This is a genomic window from Pseudomonas sp. SBT1-2 (assembly GCF_028640875.1).
In the GTDB taxonomy this organism is placed as follows: Bacteria; Pseudomonadota; Gammaproteobacteria; order Pseudomonadales; family Pseudomonadaceae; genus Aquipseudomonas; species Aquipseudomonas chlororaphis_I.
Map to the genome: position 1 here is coordinate 46,881 of NZ_JAQZAA010000107.1, position 23,600 is coordinate 70,480.

General features: G+C 63.2%; 18 protein-coding genes and 1 pseudogene. 7 read left to right on the forward strand and 12 right to left on the reverse strand.

The features are described 5' to 3' along the window. Positions 1-5 precede the first annotated feature (5 nt). From PVZ78_RS22775 to PVZ78_RS22785, 3 genes are read right to left on the reverse strand one after another with little or no spacing between them, the layout of a single operon-like run. The gene (locus PVZ78_RS22775; protein WP_007926834.1) at positions 6-266 is read right to left on the reverse strand and encodes a phosphopantetheine-binding protein; all 261 of its coding nucleotides are present in this window, start codon (positions 264-266) and stop codon (positions 6-8) included. Next, entirely contained in the window at positions 241-1,056 is an 816-nt protein-coding gene (locus tag PVZ78_RS22780; protein ID WP_016704468.1) for a lysophospholipid acyltransferase family protein, read from the reverse strand. The genes PVZ78_RS22775 and PVZ78_RS22780 overlap by 26 nt, the downstream gene beginning before the upstream one ends. Beyond that, positions 1,032-1,763, reverse strand: coding sequence for a beta-ketoacyl synthase chain length factor (locus tag PVZ78_RS22785; protein ID WP_036985559.1), 732 nt, complete (start codon positions 1,761-1,763; stop codon positions 1,032-1,034). Before PVZ78_RS22785 ends, PVZ78_RS22780 begins: the two co-directional genes overlap by 25 nt. 333 nt (positions 1,764-2,096) lie before the next feature. Here PVZ78_RS22785 and PVZ78_RS22790 point away from each other — a divergent pair, with 333 nt between their 5' ends. After that, complete coding sequence (locus PVZ78_RS22790; RefSeq protein WP_007926828.1) at positions 2,097-2,867, forward strand: ParA family protein; 771 nt, start codon at positions 2,097-2,099, stop codon at positions 2,865-2,867. Positions 2,868-2,992: 125 nt separating this feature from the next. On the opposite strand, the gene trxC is transcribed toward PVZ78_RS22790, so the two are convergent. Beyond that, positions 2,993-3,427, reverse strand: coding sequence for a thioredoxin TrxC (gene trxC / locus PVZ78_RS22795; RefSeq protein ID WP_016704469.1), 435 nt, complete (start codon positions 3,425-3,427; stop codon positions 2,993-2,995). 238 nt (positions 3,428-3,665) lie between these two features. On the opposite strand from trxC, the gene PVZ78_RS22800 reads away from it, so the two are divergent. Beyond that, on the forward strand, positions 3,666-3,962 hold the full coding sequence (locus tag PVZ78_RS22800; protein WP_016704470.1) for a type II toxin-antitoxin system HigB family toxin: 297 nt from the start codon (positions 3,666-3,668) through the stop codon (positions 3,960-3,962). Continuing rightward, positions 3,959-4,360: a helix-turn-helix domain-containing protein gene (locus PVZ78_RS22805; protein ID WP_009046631.1), complete on the forward strand. Its 402-nt coding sequence runs from the start codon at positions 3,959-3,961 to the stop codon at positions 4,358-4,360. Before PVZ78_RS22800 ends, PVZ78_RS22805 begins: the two co-directional genes overlap by 4 nt. Positions 4,361-4,363: 3 nt before the next feature. Here the strand turns inward: PVZ78_RS22805 and selO are convergent, their stop codons facing one another. The 5 genes and pseudogenes from selO to PVZ78_RS31850 all read right to left on the reverse strand — a co-directional run. Then, on the reverse strand, positions 4,364-5,827 hold the full coding sequence (gene selO, locus PVZ78_RS22810; RefSeq protein WP_016704471.1) for a protein adenylyltransferase SelO: 1,464 nt from the start codon (positions 5,825-5,827) through the stop codon (positions 4,364-4,366). A 48-nt stretch (positions 5,828-5,875) separates the two neighbouring features. Then, entirely contained in the window at positions 5,876-9,226 is a 3,351-nt protein-coding gene (gene mscK / locus PVZ78_RS22815) for a mechanosensitive channel MscK (protein WP_009046633.1), read from the reverse strand. Between the two features lie 35 nt (positions 9,227-9,261). Then, entirely contained in the window at positions 9,262-11,004 is a 1,743-nt protein-coding gene (locus PVZ78_RS22820) for a potassium/proton antiporter (RefSeq protein WP_009046634.1), read from the reverse strand. Positions 11,005-11,225: 221 nt separating this feature from the next. After that, entirely contained in the window at positions 11,226-12,098 is an 873-nt protein-coding gene (locus tag PVZ78_RS31845) for a methyl-accepting chemotaxis protein (RefSeq protein WP_371925787.1), read from the reverse strand. Beyond that, a pseudogene (locus PVZ78_RS31850) lies at positions 12,081-12,851 on the reverse strand (MCP four helix bundle domain-containing protein); the annotation flags it as partial. The gene PVZ78_RS31845 and the pseudogene PVZ78_RS31850, both read right to left, overlap by 18 nt. A gap of 281 nt (positions 12,852-13,132) precedes the next feature. Between PVZ78_RS31850 and PVZ78_RS22830 the strand changes: the two are divergent. Further along, entirely contained in the window at positions 13,133-13,363 is a 231-nt protein-coding gene (locus PVZ78_RS22830; protein ID WP_007926810.1) for a hypothetical protein, read from the forward strand. After that, positions 13,360-13,662: a cell division protein ZapA gene (locus PVZ78_RS22835; RefSeq protein ID WP_009041856.1), complete on the forward strand. Its 303-nt coding sequence runs from the start codon at positions 13,360-13,362 to the stop codon at positions 13,660-13,662. The genes PVZ78_RS22830 and PVZ78_RS22835 overlap by 4 nt, the downstream gene beginning before the upstream one ends. A 101-nt stretch (positions 13,663-13,763) precedes the next feature. Here the strand turns inward: PVZ78_RS22835 and PVZ78_RS22840 are convergent, their stop codons facing one another. Both PVZ78_RS22840 and putA read right to left on the reverse strand, forming a co-directional pair. After that, a complete protein-coding gene (locus PVZ78_RS22840; RefSeq protein WP_016704474.1) occupies positions 13,764-15,566 on the reverse strand; it encodes an acyl-CoA dehydrogenase in 1,803 nt (600 codons plus the stop codon). A 344-nt stretch (positions 15,567-15,910) separates the two neighbouring features. Further along, on the reverse strand, positions 15,911-19,864 hold the full coding sequence (gene putA, locus PVZ78_RS22845) for a trifunctional transcriptional regulator/proline dehydrogenase/L-glutamate gamma-semialdehyde dehydrogenase (RefSeq protein WP_273829306.1): 3,954 nt from the start codon (positions 19,862-19,864) through the stop codon (positions 15,911-15,913). Between the two features lie 461 nt (positions 19,865-20,325). On the opposite strand from putA, the gene putP reads away from it, so the two are divergent. Both putP and PVZ78_RS22855 read left to right on the forward strand, forming a co-directional pair. Next, positions 20,326-21,810: a sodium/proline symporter PutP gene (putP, locus tag PVZ78_RS22850; RefSeq protein ID WP_009046639.1), complete on the forward strand. Its 1,485-nt coding sequence runs from the start codon at positions 20,326-20,328 to the stop codon at positions 21,808-21,810. A gap of 161 nt (positions 21,811-21,971) precedes the next feature. After that, positions 21,972-22,808 (forward strand): 23S rRNA (adenine(2030)-N(6))-methyltransferase RlmJ, encoded by an 837-nt coding sequence (locus tag PVZ78_RS22855; protein ID WP_053268078.1) that lies wholly within the window; start codon positions 21,972-21,974, stop codon positions 22,806-22,808. Between the two features lie 112 nt (positions 22,809-22,920). Here PVZ78_RS22855 and msrA read toward each other — a convergent pair whose 3' ends face one another. Then, entirely contained in the window at positions 22,921-23,568 is a 648-nt protein-coding gene (gene msrA, locus PVZ78_RS22860; RefSeq protein ID WP_007926804.1) for a peptide-methionine (S)-S-oxide reductase MsrA, read from the reverse strand. Positions 23,569-23,600 lie beyond the last annotated feature (32 nt).

Consider the following 23,600-nt stretch of genomic DNA (forward strand, 5'->3'; position numbering starts at 1 on the left):
CGGTCTCAAGCTGCCTGTTTTGCAGTGACGAACGCCGCAAGGCTCGCCACGTTGGTGAAGTGGTTGCGGGTGTCCTTGGCGTCGGCGTCGATCTTGATGCCGTAGCGTTTCTGGATCGCCAGGCCCAGCTCCAGGGCGTCGACCGAGTCCAGGCCCAGGCCTTCACCGAAGAGCGTCTGCTCGTTGCCGATGTCTTGCACGCTGATGTCTTCGAGGCCCAGGGCATCGATGATCAGCATTTTAATTTCCTGGTGCAGATCGCTCATCTTCGGCGAGCTCCTTAATGAAGTAGTGATGCAAATAATCGTTGAGCTTGCGCGAGGCCTGCGGTGCGGGGCCTTGGGCGGCAAAGGCATACGGGTCTATATCGGCTCCGACGCGAAAACTGAAGTGCACGCGGCGCATCGGGATGCGATACCAGGGTTCGGCCTTGGTCAGGGTGGTCGGGCTGACCTTGATGACCACCGGGGTGATGATTCTCGCACCCCGCAAGGCGATTGCCGCGCCCCCCCGATGAAAGGCCGGCGCCTGGCCCGGCGGGGTGCGGGTGCCCTCGGGGAAGATCACCAGGGTCTGGCCATTGCGCAGGGCTTCGCCGGCGGCGTCGAGCATGTCCATGCTGCCGTCGTTGCTGATGTATTCGGCTTCGCGTATCGGGCCGCGAGTGAACGGGTTCTGCCACAGGCTCTGCTTGACCACACAGTTGGCGTTGCGCACCAGGCCGATGAGGAACACCACGTCGATCAGCGACGGGTGGTTGGCGATGATCATTTGTCCGGGGCGGCCGAGCTTTTCCGCGCCTTCGACGTCATAGGTCAGCACGCCGCTGCGGGCCATGAACCGGATGAACAGCCAGAACAGTCGGCCAATGGTGCGCCGCGCGCGCTGGCGATGCGCTTCGGCGTCGCCGGGCAGGCAGGCGAGCAGCGGGAAAATCACCAGGCGCAGGCACAGGCCACCGAGGCCGAACAAGGCAAAGCTCGCCGCGGTGGCGACCAGGCGCCAGTAGTAGGCGTCGCGGGGTTTTGTGTTTACAGGTTGCGTTGCCAGTTCCATACACGGTTCTTCCAGGCATGTTGGCAGGAGGTCTGCTCGCCGAGCAGGGTACGCAAGAGATTCAGGGCATGGGGCCACTCGGCGCGCGGCGCTTCCTCGGTGGCGGCACCGAGCGTCAGTTGCCACTCTTTGCCGGGGGTCAGCAACAGGCCCACCGCATAGGGAAAAGGCACGTCGTCGATCCAGGTGGCATAGGCGGCGGGCGGCTGCTCTTCGGTGACCACCAGCAGCACTGCCGGGGCGCCTTCCTCGAGCAGCGCCGCGGCCTCTAGCATGCCGTGTTCGAGGCCGTCGCCGGCGGCGGCGAGGGCGGTCATTTCGCTGGTTTCGCCACGCATGATCGACCACAGGCCGATCACCGCGTTGTGTACCGAGAGGCTGAACTGGGTCGGGGACAATGGCTGGTCGGCCGCCAGGTCGCTGAGGATGTCGAAGGTCCGCGGCGTTTCGCCATGCCGGGAAATAAAGACCAACGGTAGTTGTTCCAGGCCTTCGGCCAGCGGCCAGCCCACGCTGAAGGCCATGCGCGCCAGACGGCTGAGGCGCCGGCGTTGCATGGCCGGTAGAAACGACACGTCGGGGGCGGCATCGCTGCTCTCGAGCACGACTGGTTGTCGGCTCCAGGCCTGCCAATCGTCCACGCTTTCGAGCCCAGGGGCCCACGCGCGCCATTGAGCGATGTTGAAGTTGATCACTTGAAAATTCATCCCGCCCCTGCGGGCTTACTTGACGTGGTCAGGCGTTTCGATCGAAGACTCACCTGGCACGGAGCTACAGCCGAGTGGCGCGCATTATCCCGGTGTGACTGGCTGGTAGCAAACATTGGTTATGTTTCACTCAGTGGAAATGACCCATTCGACAGAAGAAAAGTGTCATTTGGCCATTATTGAGTGGCACCGGGCGGGAGGCGCGCAGACTTTCAGAAAGTCTAGGCCGATTCCGGTCATGGCAACGGGCTTGGCGCTCTGCCGTCAGCGAGGTAGCGAAGCAGCGCTGCTCGCTACTACACTCGGTGATCTTTGATGCAGGGAGGTTCTGACATGCGGCGCGTGGTGTTCAATCAGAAAGGGGGAGTCGGCAAGTCGAGCATTGCCTGCAATCTGGCGGCTGTGAGCGCCAGCGAAGGGTATCGCACGCTGCTGGTGGACCTGGATGCCCAGGCCAACTCCACTCAATACCTCACCGGCCTGACCGGCGACGACATTCCCATGGGGATCGCCGACTTCTTCAAGCAGACCCTGTCTTCCGGACCGTTCTCGAAGAAGAACCAGGTCGATATCTACGAAACGCCGTTCGACAACCTGCATGTGGTGACGGCCACCGCCGAGCTGGCGGATCTGCAGCCCAAGCTTGAGGCGAAGCACAAGATCAACAAGCTGCGCAAACTGCTGGACGAATTGGCCGAGGACTACGACCGGATCTACCTCGACACCCCGCCGGCCCTGAACTTCTACGCGGTTTCGGCGCTGATTGCCGCCGATCGCGTATTGATTCCCTTCGACTGCGACAGCTTTTCCCGCCAGGCGCTGTACGGCCTGCTGGCTGAAATCGAAGAGCTCAAAGACGACCACAACGAGGACTTGCAGGTCGAAGGCATCGTGGTCAACCAGTTCCAGGCCCGCGCCAGCCTGCCCCAGCAGATGCTCGATGAACTGATTGCCGAAGGCCTGCCGGTCTTGCCGGTGTACCTGGCCAGTTCGGTGCGCATGCGCGAATCCCACCAGGCCAGCCTGCCGCTGATCCACCTTGACCCCCGGCACAAGCTGACCCAGCAATTCGTCGACCTGCACAACCTGCTGGAAAGCGCCTGACGCTCTTCTGTAGGAGCGAGGCTTGCCCGCGATAACGGTCTGACAACCGACGACGATGTTGAATGTCAGGCACTCATCGCGGGCAAGCCTCGCTCCTACGGTTCAAGGTGCTTTTGAAATAGCGGTCAGAGGCCCTGGCTGCGCAACCAGCTCATCAACTGCGGTAACGGGAAGGCGCCACTCTGGCGTGCTACTTCCCGTCCGTTCTTGAACAGAATCAGGCTCGGAATCGAGCGAATTCCCAACTGCGCCGACAATTGCTGGTTGGCCTCGCTGTCGAGCTTGGCCAGCCGGCATTTGCCCGCCAATTGCGCCGCCGCCTGCTCGAATACCGGCGCGAAGGATTTGCACGGCCCGCACCAATCCGCCCAGACATCCACCAGCAACGGCAGGTCGCCCTTGATCTGGCTGGCGTAGTCGCCTTGTTTCAGTTCGAAAGGCTGGCTCAGCAACACCTGGCCTTTGCAGCGCCCGCATTTGGGCTGGTCGCCCAGGCGCTCGGCGGGGATGCGGTTCAAACCGTTGCAATGGGGGCAGGGGATCAGCAGTGGATCGGACATGAGGGGGGCTCCGGGATAAGTGGGCGATGGGCGTTATCTGGAGTCTGGCGCAAGGTTTATCAAGCGAGGGGCGGGTCTGTTGCATTCCTTCATACATCTTTGAGATGCGTGGCGGCTGGTGAATCTAGGCTGAAACGGAGCCATGGGTTTATGCCGTTGGTCTGTTCAAGCGCATAGCAACTTGCTATGGCGCGCTTCCGACACTACCGTCTATAGCAATATGCGATAGGGACATTGCATGCATATCATCACCGCCAAACGAATCTGGGAGGCCAAGAGCCGCTGGCCACAATCGGCCAATGCGCTGGAGACCTGGTACAGAAAAGTCAAAAGCCTCAATCCGGCCGATTTTGCAGCCATCAAGGCAGTATTTCCGGCCACCGACAAAGTGGGGGCGTTTCACGTCTTCGATATTGGCGGCAACAAGTTACGAATCATCACCGTGGTGCGTTATGAGGTGCGACGTCTCTATATCAGGCACGTGCTGGACCATCACGAATACGACAAGGGCAGGTGGAAGGAGGAGACCGGATGAACGTTCTGGTGAAGCAGGCGGCGGATCATTGGCATTTCGTGGCCCCTGTGTTGCGTAAACCCAATACTGAAGCCGATTACGATGCATTGGTCGCGGCGCTGGATGAACTGCTGGATCTCATGGGAGAGGACGAGAACCATCCAGTGACTTCGCTGGTGGACATCATCGGCGATTGGATCGAAGCCTACGACGAAGAGCATCGACCGATGCCGATAGCCAGTGGCGTTGACGTCTTGCGCTCCCTGATGCGCGAACACGGCCTGACCCAGAGTGATCTGCCAGGCGTGGGTGCGCAGTCGGTGGTTTCGGAAGTACTGAGCGGCAAGCGCCAGCTCAACCTGCGACAGATCCGCTGGCTGGCCGAGCGCTTCGGTGTTTCGGCCGAGGTATTTATCTGAGGCTCAGGACGAGCAACTGATTTCCAGGTGCTTGCCCCATTCGGGCGGTCGTTCGGCGTAGCTGTCCATGCCGGCCTGTTGTTCGAACGGCTTGCTCAGCACCGCGTGCAGGCGGCGCACCTCGGAGTAATCCCCTTGCTCGGCGGCATCGATGGCCTTCTGCGCCAGGTAATTGCGCAGGATGTACAGCGGGTTGACCGCATGCATGCGCGCGCGGCGCTGTTCTTGAGTGTCGTCTTGTTCGCGGGCGACCCGGGCCTTGTACAGATCGGCCCAGGCATCGAAGCCCTGGCGGTCGACGAAGTCGTCGCGCAGCCGGGCCACGGCCAGTTCAGCTGATTCATCCCCCAGGCGGCGGAAGAACAGGCTGTAGTCCACGCCGCTGCCCTGCATCAGTTGCAGCAGGCGCTCCACCAGCTTCTGATCCTCTTCTTCGGCGCTGGTCAGGCCGAGGCGGCGGCGCATCAGGTCCAGGTAATGGGCCTGGAACAACGGCAGGAACAGGCCGAGGGTTTCCCGCAGGGCCTCGACGCTGATGAAGGGCGTCAGGGCCTGGGCCAGGGCACTGAGGTTCCACTGGCCGATCGGCACCTGGTTGCTGAACGAGTAGCGCCCCTGGTCGTCGGAATGGTTGCAGATGAAATGCGCATCGAAGTCGTCGAGGAAGGCGAACGGCCCGAAGTCGAAGGTCACGCCGAGGATCGACATGTTGTCGGTGTTCATCACCCCGTGGCAGAAACCGTAGGCCTGCCATTTGGCGATCAGTTCGGCATTGCGCTCGACTACTTCGCGGAACATCGCCAGGTAGGGTTCCGGCTGTTCCAGGCACTCGGGAAAGTGCATGGCCAGCACGTGCTCGCCCAGCTGTTTCTGCTGCTCGGGGCGCTTTGTGTAATAGAAGTATTCGAAGTGGCCGAAGCGGACATGGCTGGGCGACATGCGCAGCAACATTGCTGCGCGTTCCTGTTTCTCGCGCCAGACCGGGGTGTCGGAGCCGATCACGCACAGCGCCCGGGTGGTCGGAATACCCAGGGCGTGCAGCGCTTCGGAGGCGAGGAATTCACGGATCGACGAACGCAGTACGGCGCGGCCATCGCCCATGCGCGAGTAGGGGGTCTGGCCGGCACCCTTGAGGTGCAGGTCCCAGTGTTCGCCGGCGGCGTTGTACACCTCGCCCAGCAGCAAGCCGCGACCATCGCCTAGCTGGGGGTTGTAGGAGCCGAACTGATGCCCGGAATAGACCATCGCCCGAGGCTCGGCTTCGGCCCATAGCTTGTGCCCGCCGAACAGCTCGGCGAACACCGGGCTTTCGGCGGCCTCGGGGTCCAGGTCCAGCAGCGCCATGGCCGCCGGGCTGGCCACCACCAGGCGTGGATGGTCGATCGGTTCGGGCAGCACATGGGTTGAGAACGCGTCGCCCAGGCGGGCGAAGCGATTGTCGAAGCTCAGTTCGTCGAGGGCTTTCAACGGCCATCTCCAGCAGAATGTCCGAGCATTCTGCTAGGGATAGCGCCCTTAGTCGAGCCTGCTGGAGGGCGGTTCCTGCTGCGGTTTGCCGTCGGGCAGCGGGACGATGGTCTTGGTCTCCGGCTCGATGGGTACCATCTTGTATTCCTGGCCATGGAGGTTCTTCAGGTAGACCTCCATCTGGCGGAACGAGATGTTGATGTGCTGCTTCTTGAACTCGCGGTTGATGAAGCGGTTGACCTCGTCGAGCACCGGGTTGCGGTCCCCCAGCTCGCGCACGTGCATGCGCAGTTCGTGGTCCAGGGTGCTTTCGCCGAAGTTGAGGAAGTACACATGCGGCTCGGGTTCTTTCAGTACCCGCGGGTTATCGCGGGCCGCCTTGAGCAGCAGCTCCTTGACCAGGTCCAGGTCCGAACCGTAGTCGACGCCGAGCTTGAGGGTCACCCGGGTGACGGTGTCGGTCAGCGACCAGTTGATCAGTTGCCCGGTGATGAAGGTCTGGTTCGGGACGATGATGTCCTTGCGATCGAAGTCGGTGATGGTGGTGGCGCGGATGCGGATCTTGCTCACCGTGCCCGACAGGTTGCCGATGGTGATGGTGTCGCCGATGCGCACCGGCCGCTCGAACAGGATGATGATGCCGGAGATGAAGTTGGCGAAGATCGCCTGCATGCCGAAACCCAGGCCCACCGACAGCGCAGCCACCAGCCATTGCAACTTGTCCCAGCTGACGCCGAGGGTCGACAGGGTCGAGACGAAGCCGACGCCGGCAATCACATAGGACAGCAGCGTGGTGGTCGCGTAGGCGCTGCCCTGGGCCAGGTTCAGCCTGGACAGTACCAGCACCTCCAGCAGCCCAGGCAGGTTGCGCGCCAGGGCGAAGGTGATGCCGACGATGATCAGCGCGCCGAGCATGTCGCCGATGCTGATGGGCACCATGCTCATGTTGGCGCCGGTACCGCTGGTGTATTCGTAGAGGGTGATGTTGTCCAGGTAGGAGAACACGCTGATCAGGTCCGACCAGACCCAGTACAGCCCGGCGATGAAACCACCGAGCAGGGCCAGGCGGATCAGGCGCAGGGACTGTTCGTTGACCTTCTCGATGTCCAGGGTCGGCTCTTCGACCACCGCTTCGCCGTCGCCGGCTTCCTTGGCGGCCTGGCGTTTGGCCAGGGCCCGCTGGTAGGCCAGGCGCCGGGCGGCGACGCCTAGCCCGCGGACGAAAGTGGCTTCGATCACCAGCCAGAACATCAGCAGGTACAAGGTATTGATCAGGCGGTCGCTGAGCTTCAGCGCGGTGTAGTAGTAGCCGAAGCACACGGCGATGAACAAAGCGATCGGCAGCGCGGTGAACAGCACCGCCACCGCCTTGCGGAACAGCGAGGCGTTCTGGTGCGTCGGGCTGCTCAGCAGCAGGCGGCTGAGCAGCCAGGCCATCAGGGCGTAGCAGGTCAGGACCACGGCGATGCCGAGCACGTCATCGGCCAGCGCTGCCGGTTGATGTTCGGCCACGGCGACCACCGCCACCAGCGCCATGACCACCAGCCCGAGGCGACGGACCCAGCTCTGGAGGAATTCGACCTGGGGCTTTTCCCAGCGAAAGTGCAGTTCCGCCACGCCGCCGGGGGCGAGGATCCGGTAGGCGGTATAGAACACCAGCCAGGCCTGGGCCATCTGCAGCAGCGCTGCGCCGAGGTTGGCGTTCTGCCCGCGGGCGTCGATCTGCAAGGCCAGGCCGCACAGCGCCAGGCCGAGGGCGACCGGCATCGCCAGCAGGATGTTGACCAGGATCGCCTGCGGCGTGTGCCATTGGCTGTCGCGCTTGAAGTGACCGATGTCCTTGTGAACCTTGTTCAGGCGCAGGTACAGGTTCTTGCGCCGCCACAGCAGGGCCGCGATCAGCAACAGCAAGGGCAGGAACAGCAGCGGCCGTTGCGCCAGGCCGTCGGCCAGCTCGCTCAGGCTGGACGACCAGGGCAGGGTGGTGACCTGTTTTGCCAGGCGCAGCGGTATGGTCTGCAGCCATTCGCTGTCCAGCGGCTTGTTGCTGGGAATCCAGAACATCTGTTCGTCGAGGGTTGCGCGCAGGCTTTGCGAGGTGCTCAGCAGTTGCTTCTGGTTGAGCTGCAGGGTGATGGATTCGTTGAGCAGCGCGCTCAGCTCGCGGCTCAGGCGTTCCAGCAGGTCGGCGCGGGTGATGGCCAGGTCCAGCAGGGTTTTGCGCAGCTGCGGGGTGACTTGTTCGGATGGCTGGGTAGCCAGCAGGTTGTCGACGTAACTGCTGGGGCTGCTGATCAGCTCGCGTTGCTGGTTGACCTCGAACTGGTACAGGCGGATGTCGGCGATCTGGTCGGCCAGGTCACGGTCGAGCCGCAGGTGCGGCAGCGCCTGCTTCTGTTTATAGAGGATCTTTGACAGCAGCAGGCTGCCCTTGAGCACGCTGATCTGCTCGTCCAGCGCGGCATCGCTCTGGGTCACGCTGTCGAGCTGCTGCTTGGTCTGCAGGTTCTGCTGGGTCAACTCGTTGAGGCGGTCGGTGCTTTTGAGCAGATAGTCGGAGAGCTTCAGGTTGGCCGCGCTTTCGGTGGCCAGGAGGCTGCTGCTGCCGGCCTTTTGCGCTTCGATCGATTGCTGGGTGACGGTTTCCTGGGACTGGGCCAGGCGCTTCTGGTTGATCAGGGTCTGCAGGTCCTGGATTTCCTGCTCCAGGCGCGCGGTCTTCTCCATCAGCAGGTCGTGCTGGCTGTTGCCCAGGTCCTGCAGCTGGCTGTTGCCGGCCAGTTCCTGGCGGCGCAGCGGGATCAGCGCGTTGATCGCCGCCAGTTCGGCATTGAGCTGATTGCGCTGGTCGGCATTGATCGGCTTGCCGGCGTCCTTGCCGTTCTTGAGGATCGTATTGATCTGCTGGGTGCGGGTCTGGCTGCTGCTGATCTCGGCCTGGGCGCGCTCGGGGCGAGTCTGCGCGGTAATCGCCAGGCTGTTGGCCTCGGCCAGGGCTTTCTGCATGTCACCCTGCTGGGTGGTGCGCTCGGTCAGCAACTGTTCGAGCTGCGATACCGGCAGGTTGGCGTAACGTTGGGCCACCGGCACCACCTTGGTCGCCTTCAGGCGGGTCAGCTCGCGCTGGTTCTCGCTGGTCTGGCGCGGGGCATTGCTCAGCTGCTGCTTGAGATCGTTCAGGCGCTGCTCGTAATCCTGCTTGTTCGACAGCTGGGTCAGCGTCTGTTGCAGCACCGCTTGCAGGGCCTTTTGATCGGCTTCCGGCAATTTGCGCTCGGCGATTTTATCCAGGCTCTGCTGGACGGACTCGGCACTGGGCGGCTCGGCCGCTTGCAGTGGGCCGACAGAAAGGCTCAGGCCCAGCAGGGCAATGGCGAAAAGGGTACGCAGGATTGGCATAAAGACCGGTCAAGCTGGATGAGAAGTTAGGCAGTTTAGAGGAAGAGTCCGGGGCCCGGGCGACTTCCTTCGGGGAATCTGACGCCCACTTTGCTGATCTTGTTCCCCTCCATCACGGCAACGGTCCAGATGGTGTTGTTCCATTCCACCTGGTCGCCGACCACTGGAGCGCCCCCCACTTTCTGGGTGATGAAGCGGCTCAGCGGCATGTCCGGATCGAGCCCTTCGAGTTTCAGCCCGTACAGCGCCGAAACCGCGCCCAGCTGGGCGTCGCCTTCGAGAACGAAGTCGCCGAAGAAGCGCAGATCGAGGCCTCGTTGCGGTGCCTGGCTGAAGAGTTTTCCGAGGGCCGGCAGGTTGTGTTCATGGCCGATGACACAGAGCAGATCGTCGGCTTCCAGCACCGTACTACCCGACGGATGGAGCAGTTGCTGGTGGCGAAACAGGGCGGCGATACGGGTGCCTTCGGGCATTTTCAGCTCGCGCAACGCTGCGCCGATGCACCATTTTTCCGCGCCGAGGCGGTAGACGAACAGCTCCCATTCGCTGGTGACATGCACTTCCAGGGCGGCGCGGGAGATCGGCGCCGGTTCCGGTGGCACCGTGACCTTCAGCAACTTGGCGACCCACGGCAGGCTGGTGCCTTGCACCAGCAGGGACACCAGCACGATAAAGAAGGCCAGGTTGAAGTACAGCTGGGCTTCGGGCAGCCCGGCCATCAACGGGAACACCGCGAGAATGATCGGTACCGCGCCGCGCAGGCCGACCCAGGAAATAAAGGCTTTCTCGCGGCCATGGAAGGCCTTGAACGGCAACAGGCCGACCATCACCGACAGCGGGCGGGCGAACAGGATCATCCACAGCGCCAGGCCCAGCGCCGGCAGGGCGATGGGCAGCAGGTCGTGGGGCGTGACCAGCAGGCCGAGCACCAGGAACATGCCGATCTGCGACAGCCAGGCCATGCCGTCGAGCATATGCAGGATGCCGTGGCGGCTGCGCACCGGGCGGTTGCCGATCACCAGGCCGCACAGGTACACCGCAAGGAAGCCGCTGCCATGCAGGGCGTTGGTCAGGGCGAAGACCACCAGGCCGCCGGCGATCACCAGGATCGGGTACAGGCCGGTGGCCAGGTTGATCCGGTTCACCAGTTGCAGCATCAGCCAGCCGCCGCCCAGGCCGATCAGGCCGCCGATGCCGAATTCGCGCAGCAGATGCCCCAGCAGGCTCCAGTGCAGGCCGGTCTGGCCGCTGGCGAGCATGTCGATCAGGGTCACGGTGAGGAACACCGCCATCGGGTCGTTACTGCCCGACTCGATCTCCAGGCTGGCGGTGACCCGCTCGTTCAGGCCCTTGCCGCCCAGCAGCGAGAACACCGCCGCGGCGTCGGTGGAGCCGACGATGGCGCCGATCAGCAGGCCCTGGATCAGGTTCAGGTCGAACAGCCAGGCGGCCGCCATGCCGGTCAGGCCGGTGGTGATCATCACGCCGACGGTGGCCAGCGATAACGCCGGCCACAAGGCCACGCGGAAGCTCGAGACCCGGGTGCGCAGGCCGCCGTCGAGGAGAATCACCGCGAGTGCGAGGTTGCCCACCAGGTAGGCGGTCGGGTAGTTGTTGAAAATGATGCCGCCGCCGTCGACGCCGGCGGCCATGCCCACGGCCAGGATGATCACCAGGATCGGGATACCGAGGCGGGACGAAAGGGAACTCACCAGAATGCTCGCACCTACCAGCAACGCGCCGATCAAGAACAGGCTGTTGATGGTCGTCGCATTCAAAGGCAGTACTCCAGAAGCAGAAAGGCGGGCACAAACTGACCATGCAGTCTGCGTGCCAGCGATTCTAACCTGTTGAAATACGATGCTGTCAAAAAGCTTTTGCGCCTGTTTACAGGCGGCAAAAAATCGCCGCCTGGCGCCGACCACTGACGGACTTCATGGCAGTCCGTAGTGGCTGGCGCAGGCGGCGATCGCGGCTGTTGGCGACTGGGTGCGGGGCCCTACAACGTGAACCGCGCCACCATGTTGTTCAGGTCCACGGCCAGGCGTGACAGCTCGTGGCTGGCGTCGCTGGTCTGGTTGGCGCCGGTGGCCGATTGCACCGACAGGTCGCGGATGTTCACCAGGTTGCGGTCCACTTCGCGGGCCACCAGGGCCTGCTCCTCGGCGGCGCTGGCGATGACCAGGTTGCGCTCGTTGATCTCGTTGACCGCGGTGTTGATGGTGTCCAGTGCACCGCCGGCGCCACGGGCGATGCTCAGGGTCGAGTCGGCGCGCTCGGTGCTGGTGCGCATTGACTCGACGGCGTGCTCGGTGCCGCTCTGGATGCTGCCGATCATGCGTTCGATTTCACTGGTCGATTGTTGGGTGCGATAAGCCAGGGCGCGTACTTCATCGGCGACTACGGCGAAACCGCGTCCGGCATCGCCAGCCCGGGCGGCTTCTATCGCGGCGTTCAAGGCCAGCAGGTTGGTCTGGTCGGCCAGGCCGCGGATCACGTCCAGCACCTTGCCGATGTCGCGCGACTCCTCGGCCAGTTCGCTGATCCTGTTGGCCGAACTCTGCACTTCGCTGCTCATGAGCTCTATGGCGCTGACGGTTTCTCGCACCAGGTTGCGGCCTTCGCTGGCCGACTGGGTGGCGTCGTTCGAAGCCTCGGCGGTGCTCACGGCGTTGCGTGCGACTTCCTCGACGGCGCAGGTCATCTCGTTCACTGCGGTGGCCGCCTGTTCGATTTCGTTGTTCTGCTGGGTCAGGCCGCGGGCGCTTTCGTCGGTGACGCTGTTCAGCTCTTCGGCGGCCGAGGCTAGCTGGCCGGCGGAGCCGGAAATATGCAGCAGGGTCTGGCGCAGTTTTTCCTGCATGGTCGCCATGGCCTGCAACAGACGCCCGGGTTCGTCGCGGCCGTTGACCTGGATGCTCTGGGTGAGGTCGCCTCCGGCGATGTGTTCCGCGGCATGCAAGGCGTCGGCGATGGGCTGGGTAATGCTGCGGGTCAGCAACCAGGCAAACACCACGGTCAGGGTGGTAGACAGGACCAGCAGGGCCACCACCAGGTTGAATGCCGAGGCGTATTCCTCGGCGGCCTGCTCGTTGGCGGCCTTGGAGCGCTGGCTGTTGATCTGTACCAGCAGGTTCAGGACCTTGTTGATCTGCTGCGAGTTCTTCATCAGCTCGTTGTTCAGCACCTCTTGCAGTTCACTCAACTGGTTGTTGCGCGACAGCTCTTTGATGCGCTCTTCGAGCTTGCGGTATTCGGCCAGCAGCTTGAGGTAGTGGTCGTAGGCTTCGCTCTCTTCCGGGCTGCTGACCAGCTTTTCATAGGTGGTGCGGATCTTTTCGATCTGCTGGTTGCCGAGTTCGAGCGACTCGCGGGTCTTGGCCTGCACCTCGGGACCGCGGTTGATCACCAGGCGATAGGACAGCACCTGCAGGCGCAGCATCTGCTGGGTGAACTCGTCGATGCTCTGGATGCTGGGCATGTTGTCGGTGGAGATGGTGACGGTCGCCGCGCGAATATTGCTCATCTGGTTCAGGGCGAAAATGCCCAGGAACAGCATCAGGCAGCCGATGAATGCAAAGCCGAGAAATGCCCTCGGTGCGATGTTCATGTTGCGAAGAGACATGGGGATTTACCTCAAGAGTGCGCAATCCATGCCGCGGTGGTTGATAGGGCTCCCCAGACCTATCGCGCGGAAAAATGGATTCTTGAAGCTGGAGTAAGAGTTTCAGAAAGATCTGATGGGCGACGAAGTGTCAGGAACCAGATGGGTGAATGACAGTCTTTAAAGTTCGCAGGCAAGGTCACCCGCCAGGCAGATCAAGGCGTTGCGCCGGGATAATCCTGGCATCCAGGGTGACTTTTCTTTATCGTACGCGCCCTTTGAAAAATGCTCGGAAAATCAAAATGTTGGAAGCATCCCTAAGCCAATTGGAACAGCTTGTCAGTGACCTGGTGCAACAGAACCAGGAACTGTCGGGCACGAACGAAACCCTCAAGGCAGAACTGGCCCAGGCCAAGGATGAGAACGAAAGCCTGCAACTGAGCCTGATGGAACAGGAAGAGAAGCAAGGCGCCACCGCGGCCCGTATCCAGGCCCTGGTCGAACGCGTCAGCGCCGGTCCTGTCAGCGCATGAGGCAGGGGGCCGACGGGGTAAAAGTCGTCTCGATTCTCGGTGAGGACTACTCGATCAAGGCGCCGGCCGGGGAAGAGCAGACCCTGCTGGATGCCGCGTTGATGTTGAAGGCCACCCTGGCCGAGACCAAGAAGAAATACCCGACGCTGATCGGTGACCGCTTGCTGGTGCTGGCGGCGATGAACCTGTGTTCCCAGCAGCTCGAGATGCAAAAGCGCCATCAGCAGGAACTTGACCGTTACCAAGAGCAAGTCAGCGCCACGGTCGAAGTGATCTCCAAGACCATCAGCCAGAACTGATGGGTTTACCCACAACCTGCAACGCCGTTGCGGTTGTGTCGGACTGATTGTTTTCGCGAGCAGCCGGGCGGCGCTCGATTGCTCGCGACGCTTTTAGCGCTTCAGAACCACTCGTCCTGCATGCCCAGGCAGGTATCGTCCCGCGCTTCCAGCAAGGCCAGTTCGTGATGACAGGCCGGCACTTCCCAGGTCAGGAAGTAACGCGCCGCCTGCAGCTTGCCCTTGTAGAACCCCACATCCGCCGTGTTGCCCCTGGCCAGGCCTTCCTGTGCGCGAATCGCCTGCTCCAGCCAGCGCCAACCGATCACCGTATGACCGAAGGCTTTCAGGTACAGCGCCGAGTTGGCCAGGCTGCTGTTGACCTTGCCTTGGGCCAGGTCGGTGAGCAGGCCGATGGTCACGCCTTGCAGGCGCGCCACCAGTTTTTCCAGCGGTTGGCGCAGCACCGTCAGGGCTTCGTGGGCCTGGGCTCGCTCGCTGGTGTCGGCGATCAGGCGGATCAGTTGTTTCAGTCCCGCGCCGCCGTTCTGCGCCAGCTTGCGCCCCAGCAGGTCCAGGGACTGGATGCCGTGGGTGCCTTCGTGGATCGGGTTCAGGCGGTTGTCGCGGTAGTACTGTTCCACCGGGTATTCACGGGTATAGCCGTGGCCGCCGAGGATCTGGATCGCCAGTTCGTTGGCCTTCAGGCAGAACTCCGAGGGCCAGGATTTGACGATGGGCGTCAGCAGGTCCAGCAGTTCGTGGGCCTGTTTGCGCTGGTCTTCGTCGGGCAGGGTGGTGGTGTCGTCGAACAGCCGCGCGGCGTACAGGCCTAGGTCGAAAGCGCCTTCGACATAGGCCTTCTGGGTCAGCAGCATGCGCTTGACGTCGGCGTGCTGGACGATCGACACCGGCGCGGTAGTCGGGTCCTTGCTGTCCGGCAGGCGGCCTTGCGGGCGTTCGCGGGCGTATTCCAGGGAGTACAGGTAGCCGGCGTAGCCAAGCATCACCGCGCCCATGCCGACGCCGATCCGCGCCTCGTTCATCATCTGGAACATGTAGCTCAGGCCGTGGTGCGGCTTGCCCACCAGATAGCCCACACACTCCCCGTTATCGCCGAAGTTCAGCGCCGTGGAGGTGGTGCCGCGCCAGCCCATCTTGTGGAACAGCCCGGCCAGCAGCACGTCGTTGCGCGGGCCCAGGCTGCCGTCGTCGTTGACCAGGAACTTGGGCACGATGAACAGCGAGATGCCTTTCACCCCGGCCGGTGCGTCCGGCAGCTTGGCCAGCACCATGTGCACGATGTTCTCCGACAGCGGGTGATCGCCGCCGGAGATGAAGATCTTGTTGCCCTTGAGCCGGTAGGTGCCGTCCGCCGCCGGTTCGGCGCGGGTGCGGATATCCGACAGCGACGAGCCGGCATGGGGCTCGGTCAGGGCCATGGTGCCGAAGAAGCGCCCGTCGATCATCGGCTGCAGGAAGCGCCGTTTCTGCTCCTCGGTGCCGAAGCTTTCGATCAGGTTGGCCGCGCCCATGGTCAGGAACGGGTAGGAGGTGGAAGCCGCGTTGGCCGCCTGGAAGTGAGCGAAGCAGGCCTGGGACAACAGCGTCGGCAACTGCATGCCGCCGGCCTCGAAGCTGCGCGCGGCGTTGAGGAAGCCGGCTTCGAGAAAGGCATCGACCGCGGGTTTCACTTCCGGAATCAGGATCGCCTTGCCGTCTTCATAACGTGGCTCGTTTTCATCGCCCTTGCGGTTGTGCGGGGCGAAGAACTTCTCGGCGATGCTGCGCGCGGTGCCGAGGGCGGCGTCGAAGGTTTCCCGGTTGTGCTCGGTGAATCGCTCGCGCTGGGTCAGGCCCTCGGCATCGAGGACTTCATACAGCTCGAAAGCCAGATTGCGGGAACTGAGCAGCGTCTCGGACATGGCGGCCTACCTGTGATTGGACTCAGCCGAGTCTAGGCGGGTGAATAAACTCTGGATAGCAAGATTGATGAAGGTGATAAAGGTGCCAAACACAGGGGATGGGGGCGGCAGGCGTAGCCGCTGTCGAGCGCCAGCGAGGCTGCGATCGACTTGGGCGGCACTCCGACGCAGCAGGCGCCAAGCCAGACGACCCCATCCATCAGGCATACCGCGTCGCCTGGTTTTACGGGGCTGCGCCCCGATCGCAGCCTCGCCAGGGCTCGACAGCGGCTACGGGGGATTTGCGGAGGGCATGAAAAAGGGCGCCGGTGAGGGCGCCCTTTTCATGTTGCTGACTGATGGCTTCAGCCGATAGTCATCAGGCTGGCGTTGCCGCCGGCCGCCGCGGTGTTGACGCTCAAGGCACGCTCGATCACCAGGCGTTCCAGGGCAATCGAGGTTTCGCCTTGCGACAGGCCATGAACCCCGACGATGGCGCCGGCACGCTTGGCCACTTGCTGGCAGACCGCGCGCAGCTGGTCGGAGTGGCCGTGATGCAGGACCGCATCGAACACCACTTCGTCCTTGGTCCAGTCGGCTACGCGCTGGATGCGCGCTTGCACGTCCTTCGGCAGGCGGGCGTAGAGCGCCTTGCCCGGCTCGCCTTCCGGCCAGACCGCCGAACCGCCTACGGCCAGGACGGCCGCCAGTTGGCTCAGCAGGTCGCCTTCGACTTCCGCCAGGCACAGCACGTGTTCGCGCGGCAGGATGGCATAGCTGTTGCGTTCGCCGGTCGGGCCGGCCAGGACGCGGGTGATACCGCTCTGTGACTGCGCCGCGAACTGCACGCACAGGGCGCTGAGGTCCGCCAGCTTGTTGCTGTCGGCCCAGGCTTGCAGGGCGCTCAGCGGCTTACTCATGGCATCGCGCAGACGCACGTCCGGGGCGTTCAGGGCGTCGCCACGGGCGAACGACTGCTCGATGGCGTCGGTCGGACGGGTCGACAGCAGGCGGTACAGGTACAGCGGACCACCGGCTTTCGGGCCGGTGCCCGACAGGCCTTCGCCGCCGAATGGCTGCACGCCGACCACGGCACCGACGATGTTGCGGTTGACGTAGACGTTACCGGCGTTGACGTTGTCGATCACCTTGGCGATGGTCTCGTCGATGCGGGTGTGCACGCCCAGGGTCAGGCCGTAGCCGGAGGCGTTGATCTGCGCGATCAACTGGTCGATGTCCTTGCGCTTGTAGCGCACCACGTGCAGCACCGGACCGAAGATCTCGCGTTGCAACTCGTCGAAGCTTTCCAGCTCGATCAACGTCGGCATCACGAAGGTGCCGCGCTTGATTTCTTCGCCATCGGCGATCGCCACCTGATACACGCTGCGGCCTTTGTCACGCATGGCCTGGATGTGTTTCTCGATGCCGGCCTTGGCTTCGGCGTCGATCACCGGGCCGATGTCCACGGACAGGCGCTCAGGGTTGCCCAGGCGACTTTCGGCCATGGCGCCCTTGAGCATTTCGATCACGCGGTCGGCGGAGTCTTCCTGCAGGCACAGTACGCGCAGGGCCGAGCAACGCTGGCCGGCGCTGTCGAAGGCCGAGGAGACGACGTCGATCACCACTTGTTCGGTCAGGGCCGAGGAGTCGACGATCATCGCGTTCTGGCCACCGGTTTCGGCGATCAGCGGGATTGGTCGGCCCTGGGCGTCCAGGCGGCCGGCGACGTTGCGTTGCAGCAGGCGCGCGACTTCGGTGGAACCGGTGAACATCACGCCTTTGACCCGATCGTCGCCCACCAGGCGGGCACCGACGGTTTCGCCGCGGCCCGGCAGCAGTTGCAGCACGCCTTCCGGAATGCCGGCTTCGAGCATCAGGCGCACGGCCTGTGCGGCGACCAGCGGCGTCTGTTCAGCCGGCTTGGCCAGTACCGGGTTACCGGCGGCCAGGGCAGCGGCGACCTGGCCGCTGAAGATCGCCAGCGGGAAGTTCCACGGGCTGATGCAGACCACCGGACCCAGCGGGCGGTGCGCGTCGTTGCTGAAATCGTTGCGTGCCTGCACCGCGTAGTAGCGCAGGAAGTCCACGGCTTCGCGCACTTCGGCGATGGCGTTGGCGAAGGTCTTGCCGGCTTCGCGGGCCAGCAGGCCCATCAGCGGCTGGATCTCGCCTTCCATCAGGTCGGCGGCGCGTTCGAGGATCGCAGCGCGCTCGGCCGGCGGCGTGGCCTGCCAGATCGGTGCGGCGTTCAGCGCGCACTGGATGGCGTTGTCGACGTCTTCGACTGTGGCTTCCTGGACATGGCCGACCACGTCACGGTGATCGGACGGATTCAAGACCTGCGCCGGGGTTTCGCTGCTGGAGGCGCAACCTAGCATCGGCGCGGCTTTCCAGTGGTTGTGGGCGGTGGCCAGCAGGGCGCAGGACAACGACGCCAGGCGGTGTTCGTTGGCCATGTCGATGCCGGCGGAGTTGGCGCGCTCGCTGCCGTACAGGTCACGCGGCAATGGAATGCGCGGATGCGGCAGGCCGAAGCCGCCTTCCAGGGTCGCCATCTGCTCGATCTGGCTGACCGGGTCGGCCACCAGCTCCTGGATGGAGATGGATTGGTCGGCGATGCGGTTGACGAACGAGGTGTTGGCGCCGTTTTCCAGCAGGCGGCGCACCAGGTAGGCCAGCAGGGTTTCGTGGGTGCCGACCGGTGCGTACACGCGGCACGGACGGTTCAGCTTGCCATCGGCGACCTTGCCTACCACCTGTTCGTACAGCGGTTCGCCCATGCCGTGCAGGCACTGGAACTCGTACTGGCCCGGGTAGTAGTTCTGACCGGCGATGTGGTAGATGGCCGACAGGGTGTGGGCGTTGTGGGTGGCGAACTGCGGGTAGATGACTTCCGGTACCGACAGCAGCTTGCGGGCGCAGGCGATATAGGAAACGTCGGTGTACACCTTGCGGGTGTAGACCGGATAGCCTTCCAGGCCTTCGACCTGGGCGCGCTTGATCTCGCTGTCCCAGTAGGCGCCTTTCACCAGGCGGATCATCAGGCGGTGACGGCTGCGGCGCGCCAGGTCGATCACGTAGTCGATCACGTACGGGCAGCGCTTCTGGTAGGCCTGGATCACGAAGCCGATGCCGTTCCAGCCGGTCAGCTGTGGCTCGAAGCACAGGCGCTCGAGCAGATCCAGCGACAGCTCCAGGCGGTCGGCTTCTTCGGCGTCGATGTTCAGGCCGATGTCGTATTGCTTGGCCAGCAGGGTCAGCGACAGCAGGCGCGGGTACAGCTCGTCCATCACGCGCTCGTACTGGGCGCGGCTGTAGCGCGGGTGCAGGGCCGAGAGCTTGATCGAGATGCCCGGGCCTTCATAGATGCCGCGACCGTGGGAAGCCTTGCCGATCGAGTGGATGGCCTGCTCGTAGGACGCCAGGTATTTCTGCGCGTCGTGCTCGGTGAGTGCCGCTTCGCCGAGCATGTCGTAGGAGTAGCGGAAGCCCTTGGCTTCGAACTTGCTGGCGTTGGCCAGGGCTTCGGCGATGGTTTCGCCGGTGACGAACTGCTCGCCCATCAGGCGCATGGCCATGTCGACGCCCTTGCGGATCATCGGCTCGCCGCTCTTGCCGATGATCCGGCTCAGGGACGAGGTCAGGCCGGCTTCGTTGTGGGTGGCGACCAGCTTGCCGGTCAGCAGCAGGCCCCAGGTGGCGGCGTTGACGAACAGCGACGGGCTATTGCCCAGGTGCGGCTGCCAGTTGCCGGTGCTGATCTTGTCGCGGATCAGCGCGTCACGGGTGCCTTTGTCCGGAATCCGCAGCAAGGCTTCGGCCAGGCACATCAGGGCCACGCCTTCCTGGGACGACAGGGAGAATTCCTGCAGCAGGCCCTGGACGATACCGGCACGGCCGCCGGCGCTCTTCTGGTTGCGCAGCTTTTCGGCAATGGTCGCGGCCAGCTTGTTGGTGGCTTCGGCCATGCTGGCCGGCAGGCGCGCCTGCTCCAGCAGCATCGGTACCACTTCCGGTTCCGGGCGGCGATAAGCAGCGGTGATAGAGGCGCGCAGCACCGATTGCGGCAGGATGCTTTCGGCGAATTCGAGGAAGCACTGGTGGGCGTGATCGGTCTGTACTTCGCCAGCGTCATCGCCGTCGGTGCGGGTTGAACCGCTCAGCTCGGTCAGGGTTGCACCACCCTCGAGTTTTTCCAGGTAATTGAAAATTGCCTGCTTGATCAGCCAGTGCGGCGTGCGATCGATCGAGGTCGCGGCGGCCTTCAGGCGTTCGCGGGTCGGGTCGTCGAGTTTGACCCCAAGGGTGGTGGTAGCCATATTTTTATCCTCATGTTTACCACGGTTGCGTGGCATCAGCTGGCGGCAAGATTAGCCGCGCGCCGAAAGAGGTGCAACCGGGTGCAACCTGTTTTTTATCGGAATAATAGGCAGCTCATCAGGAATTAATTTCTAGTTCCGCAGCGGCGCTTCTGCTTGGTGCTTTTAATTCTGTCGCACCGGGTTTTTGCTCCAAAAAGGAGCAAAAACGCGGCGTTCGCCGGAAAAATCGCTTAGGTGCAACTTATTCTCGCGAAACAGGTTGCACCTTCTTTGAGTTGTTGAATAGCATTCGCGCCCAAGGTGCAACCGGTCCTTGCGACTGGTTCATCGGCTGATGGCTTTCCTGGGGAAACATCAGTCATAAATGCGCGGAGTACCCAGCCGTCTCTCCAACGTAGTCGTTTGAGAGCGGTGGTGCTGACCGCCGCTACATAAAAACAAAGCCAGGGCGTAACTCAATGAGTGCAAGCAATCCAACCTTGATCACGTTCGTGATCTACATCGCAGCTATGGTGCTGATCGGCTTCATGGCCTATCGCTCGACCAACAACCTTTCTGACTACATCCTCGGTGGCCGCAGCCTGGGTAGCGTGGTGACCGCGCTTTCCGCCGGCGCTTCCGACATGAGCGGCTGGTTGTTGATGGGCCTGCCGGGCGCCATCTACATGTCCGGCCTGTCCGAGAGCTGGATCGCCATCGGCCTGATCGTCGGTGCCTACCTCAACTGGCTGTTCGTCGCCGGTCGTCTGCGAGTACAAACCGAACACAACGGCGATGCATTGACGCTGCCGGACTACTTCTCCAGCCGCTTCGAGGACAAGAGCGGGCTGCTGCGGATCATCTCCGCGATCGTGATCCTGGTGTTCTTCACCATTTACTGCGCTTCCGGCATCGTCGCCGGTGCCCGTCTGTTCGAAAGCACCTTCGGCATGCCCTACGAGACCGCGCTGTGGGCCGGTGCCGCGGCGACCATCGCCTACACCTTCGTCGGTGGTTTCCTGGCAGTGAGCTGGACCGACACCGTGCAAGCCACCCTGATGATCTTCGCCCTGCTGCTGACACCGATCATCGTGCTGCTGGCCACCGGTGGCGTCGACACCACCTTCCTGGCGATCGAAGCCCAGGACCCAAGCAACTTCGACATGCTGAAAAACACCACCTTCATCGGCATCATCTCGCTGATGGGCTGGGGCCTGGGCTACTTCGGCCAGCCGCACATCCTGGCACGCTTCATGGCCGCGGACTCGGTCAAGTCGATCGCCAACGCCCGTCGCATCTCCATGACCTGGATGATCCTGTGCCTGGGCGGCACCGTGGCCGTGGGCTTCTTCGGTATCGCCTACTTCTCGGCGCACCCGGAAGTGGCCGGTCCCGTGACCGAGAACCACGAGCGGGTGTTCATCGAATTGGCGAAGATCCTCTTCAACCCTTGGCTGGCCGGTGTGCTGCTGTCGGCCATCCTGGCGGCGGTGATGAGTACTTTGAGCTGCCAACTGCTGGTGTGCTCCAGTGCCCTGACCGAAGACTTCTACAAGGCCTTCCTGCGTAAACATGCTTCCCAGCTGGAGCTGGTGTGGGTCGGTCGTGCCATGGTGCTGCTGGTTGCCCTGGTCGCCATCGCCATGGCCGCCAACCCGGAAAACCGCGTACTGGGCCTGGTCAGCTACGCCTGGGCCGGTTTCGGCGCGGCCTTCGGCCCTGTGGTGCTGATCTCGGTACTGTGGAAAGGCATGACCCGCGACGGCGCGCTGGCCGGCATCATCGTCGGTGCCGTGACCGTGATCCTGTGGAAGCACTTCAACCTGCTGGGCCTGTACGAAATCATCCCGGGCTTCATCTTCGCCAGCCTGGCCATCCTGCTGGTGAGCAAGATGAGCGCGCCGAGCGTCGGCATGGTCCAGCGTTTCGAGGCGGCCGAGAAAGACTACAAGCTCAACCACTGATCGGGAGCCGCTGAGGCGGCGCCCTTGCAGTGACTCGAAAAGCCCGCATTCCCTGGGATGCGGGCTTTTTCATGGGTGCGTTTTGCACCAGGGAGCTTCCCGACACGACCTGACGCCGGCCGTGGCACAGGGTAAACTTCGCCCCCTGCGCAGGAGCAACCATGAACTATCGTCACGCCTTCCACGCCGGCAACCACGCCGACGTCTTCAAACACCTGACCCTGACCCGCCTCATCGCCCTGATGTCGCGCAAGGAGCAGCCGTTCGCCTATCTGGACAGCCATGCCGGCATCGGCCTGTACGACCTCCAGGGCGATCAGGCCAACCGCACCGGCGAGTACCTGGAAGGTATCGCGCGCCTGTGGGGCGAGCAGGACCTGCCAGCGCTGACCGCCGACTACATGGCGGTGCTGCACAAGATGAACCCCGATGGCGAGCTGCGTTATTACCCGGGCTCGCCCGAGCTGGCGCGGCGCCTGACCCGCCCCCAGGACCGCGTGTTGCTCAACGAGAAGCACCCGGAAGACGGGCTGCTGCTCAAGGACAACATGAAGGGCGATCGCCGGGTGGCAGTCCACCTGGGCGAGGGCTGGCATGTGGCGCGGGCATTGTTGCCGGTGGCCGAGAAGCGCGCGGTGATGTTGATCGACCCGCCGTTCGAACAGCTCGACGAAATGCAGCGTTGCGCCGCGTCGCTGAAAGAAGCCATCGGCCGGATGCGCCAGACCGTGGCGGCCATCTGGTACCCGGTCAAGGATCAGCGGGCGCTACGCCGCTTCTACCAGGACCTGGCCGGTACCGGCGCACCGAAGCTTTTGCGTGTGGAATTGCTGGTGCATCCGCTGGACACCCCGAACAGCCTGAATGGCTCGGGCCTGGCGATTGCCAACCCGCCGTGGGGGCTGGAAGAGGAGTTGCGCGAGCTGCTGCCGTGGCTGGCGCAGAAACTGGGCCAGACCCAGGGCGGCTGGCAGATGGATTGGCTGATCGCCGAATAATGTGAGGTTGTAGCCGCTGCCGAGGTACGAGGCTGCGATGGGCAGCGAAGCGGCCCCCGAGGGCGCTCCTGCGGACCGCATCGCAGACTCGTGCCTCGTCAGCGGCTACGGGTCAGATCGGGCAGGTCACGCCTGTGCCGCCGATCCCGCAGTAGCCTTCCGGATTCTTCGCCAGGTACTGCTGGTGGTAGGCCTCGGCGTAGTAGAAGGTCGGGGCTTCTTCGATTTCCGTGGTGATGGCGCCCAGCCCGGCCTTGGTCAGCTCGGCCTGGAACACTTTTTCGCTGGCCTTGGCCTGCTCCAGCTGGGTCGGGTTGGTGGCATAGATCACCGAGCGGTACTGGGTGCCGATGTCGTTGCCCTGGCGCATGCCCTGGGTCGGGTTGTGCAGTTCCCAGAACATTGCCAGCAGTTCCTGGTAGCTGACTTTCTCCGGCTCGTAGACCACCAGCACCACTTCGCTGTGGCCGGTCAGGCCCGAGCAGACTTCTTCGTAGGTCGGGTTCGGGGTAAAGCCGCCGGCATAGCCCACCGACGTGCTGAACACACCCTCGCGTTGCCAGAACTTGCGTTCCGCACCCCAGAAGCAACCCAGGCCGAAGATGGCGAATTCCACGTTGCCCGGGAATGGGCCCAGCAGTGGGTTGCCGTTGACGAAGTGTTCGGCTGGCACGGTCATCGGGGTTTCGCGGCCAGGCAGAGCTTGTTCTTTGGTAGGTAGCACGTTTTTGTTCACCAGAATTTCCGAGCGCAGAACCATGATCAGTCCTCTCAGTCAGGGTGGGATTGAGT

What these genes read in the sequence shown, in the direction of transcription:
- PVZ78_RS22775 (WP_007926834.1), bottom strand. Translation starts at nt 266, where the DNA reads ATGAGCGATCTGCACCAGGAAATTAAAATGCTGATCATCGATGCCCTG.
- PVZ78_RS22780 (WP_016704468.1), bottom strand. Translation starts at nt 1,056, where the DNA reads ATGGAACTGGCAACGCAACCTGTAAACACAAAACCCCGCGACGCCTAC.
- PVZ78_RS22785 (WP_036985559.1), bottom strand. Translation starts at nt 1,763, where the DNA reads ATGAATTTTCAAGTGATCAACTTCAACATCGCTCAATGGCGCGCGTGG.
- PVZ78_RS22790 (WP_007926828.1), top strand. Translation starts at nt 2,097, where the DNA reads ATGCGGCGCGTGGTGTTCAATCAGAAAGGGGGAGTCGGCAAGTCGAGC.
- trxC (WP_016704469.1), bottom strand. Translation starts at nt 3,427, where the DNA reads ATGTCCGATCCACTGCTGATCCCCTGCCCCCATTGCAACGGTTTGAAC.
- PVZ78_RS22800 (WP_016704470.1), top strand. Translation starts at nt 3,666, where the DNA reads ATGCATATCATCACCGCCAAACGAATCTGGGAGGCCAAGAGCCGCTGG.
- PVZ78_RS22805 (WP_009046631.1), top strand. Translation starts at nt 3,959, where the DNA reads ATGAACGTTCTGGTGAAGCAGGCGGCGGATCATTGGCATTTCGTGGCC.
- mscK (WP_009046633.1), bottom strand. Translation starts at nt 9,226, where the DNA reads ATGCCAATCCTGCGTACCCTTTTCGCCATTGCCCTGCTGGGCCTGAGC.
- PVZ78_RS31845 (WP_371925787.1), bottom strand. Translation starts at nt 12,098, where the DNA reads ATGGCGACCATGCAGGAAAAACTGCGCCAGACCCTGCTGCATATTTCC.
- PVZ78_RS22830 (WP_007926810.1), top strand. Translation starts at nt 13,133, where the DNA reads ATGTTGGAAGCATCCCTAAGCCAATTGGAACAGCTTGTCAGTGACCTG.
- PVZ78_RS22835 (WP_009041856.1), top strand. Translation starts at nt 13,360, where the DNA reads ATGAGGCAGGGGGCCGACGGGGTAAAAGTCGTCTCGATTCTCGGTGAG.
- PVZ78_RS22840 (WP_016704474.1), bottom strand. Translation starts at nt 15,566, where the DNA reads ATGTCCGAGACGCTGCTCAGTTCCCGCAATCTGGCTTTCGAGCTGTAT.
- putA (WP_273829306.1), bottom strand. Translation starts at nt 19,864, where the DNA reads ATGGCTACCACCACCCTTGGGGTCAAACTCGACGACCCGACCCGCGAA.
- putP (WP_009046639.1), top strand. Translation starts at nt 20,326, where the DNA reads ATGAGTGCAAGCAATCCAACCTTGATCACGTTCGTGATCTACATCGCA.
- PVZ78_RS22855 (WP_053268078.1), top strand. Translation starts at nt 21,972, where the DNA reads ATGAACTATCGTCACGCCTTCCACGCCGGCAACCACGCCGACGTCTTC.
- msrA (WP_007926804.1), bottom strand. Translation starts at nt 23,568, where the DNA reads ATGGTTCTGCGCTCGGAAATTCTGGTGAACAAAAACGTGCTACCTACC.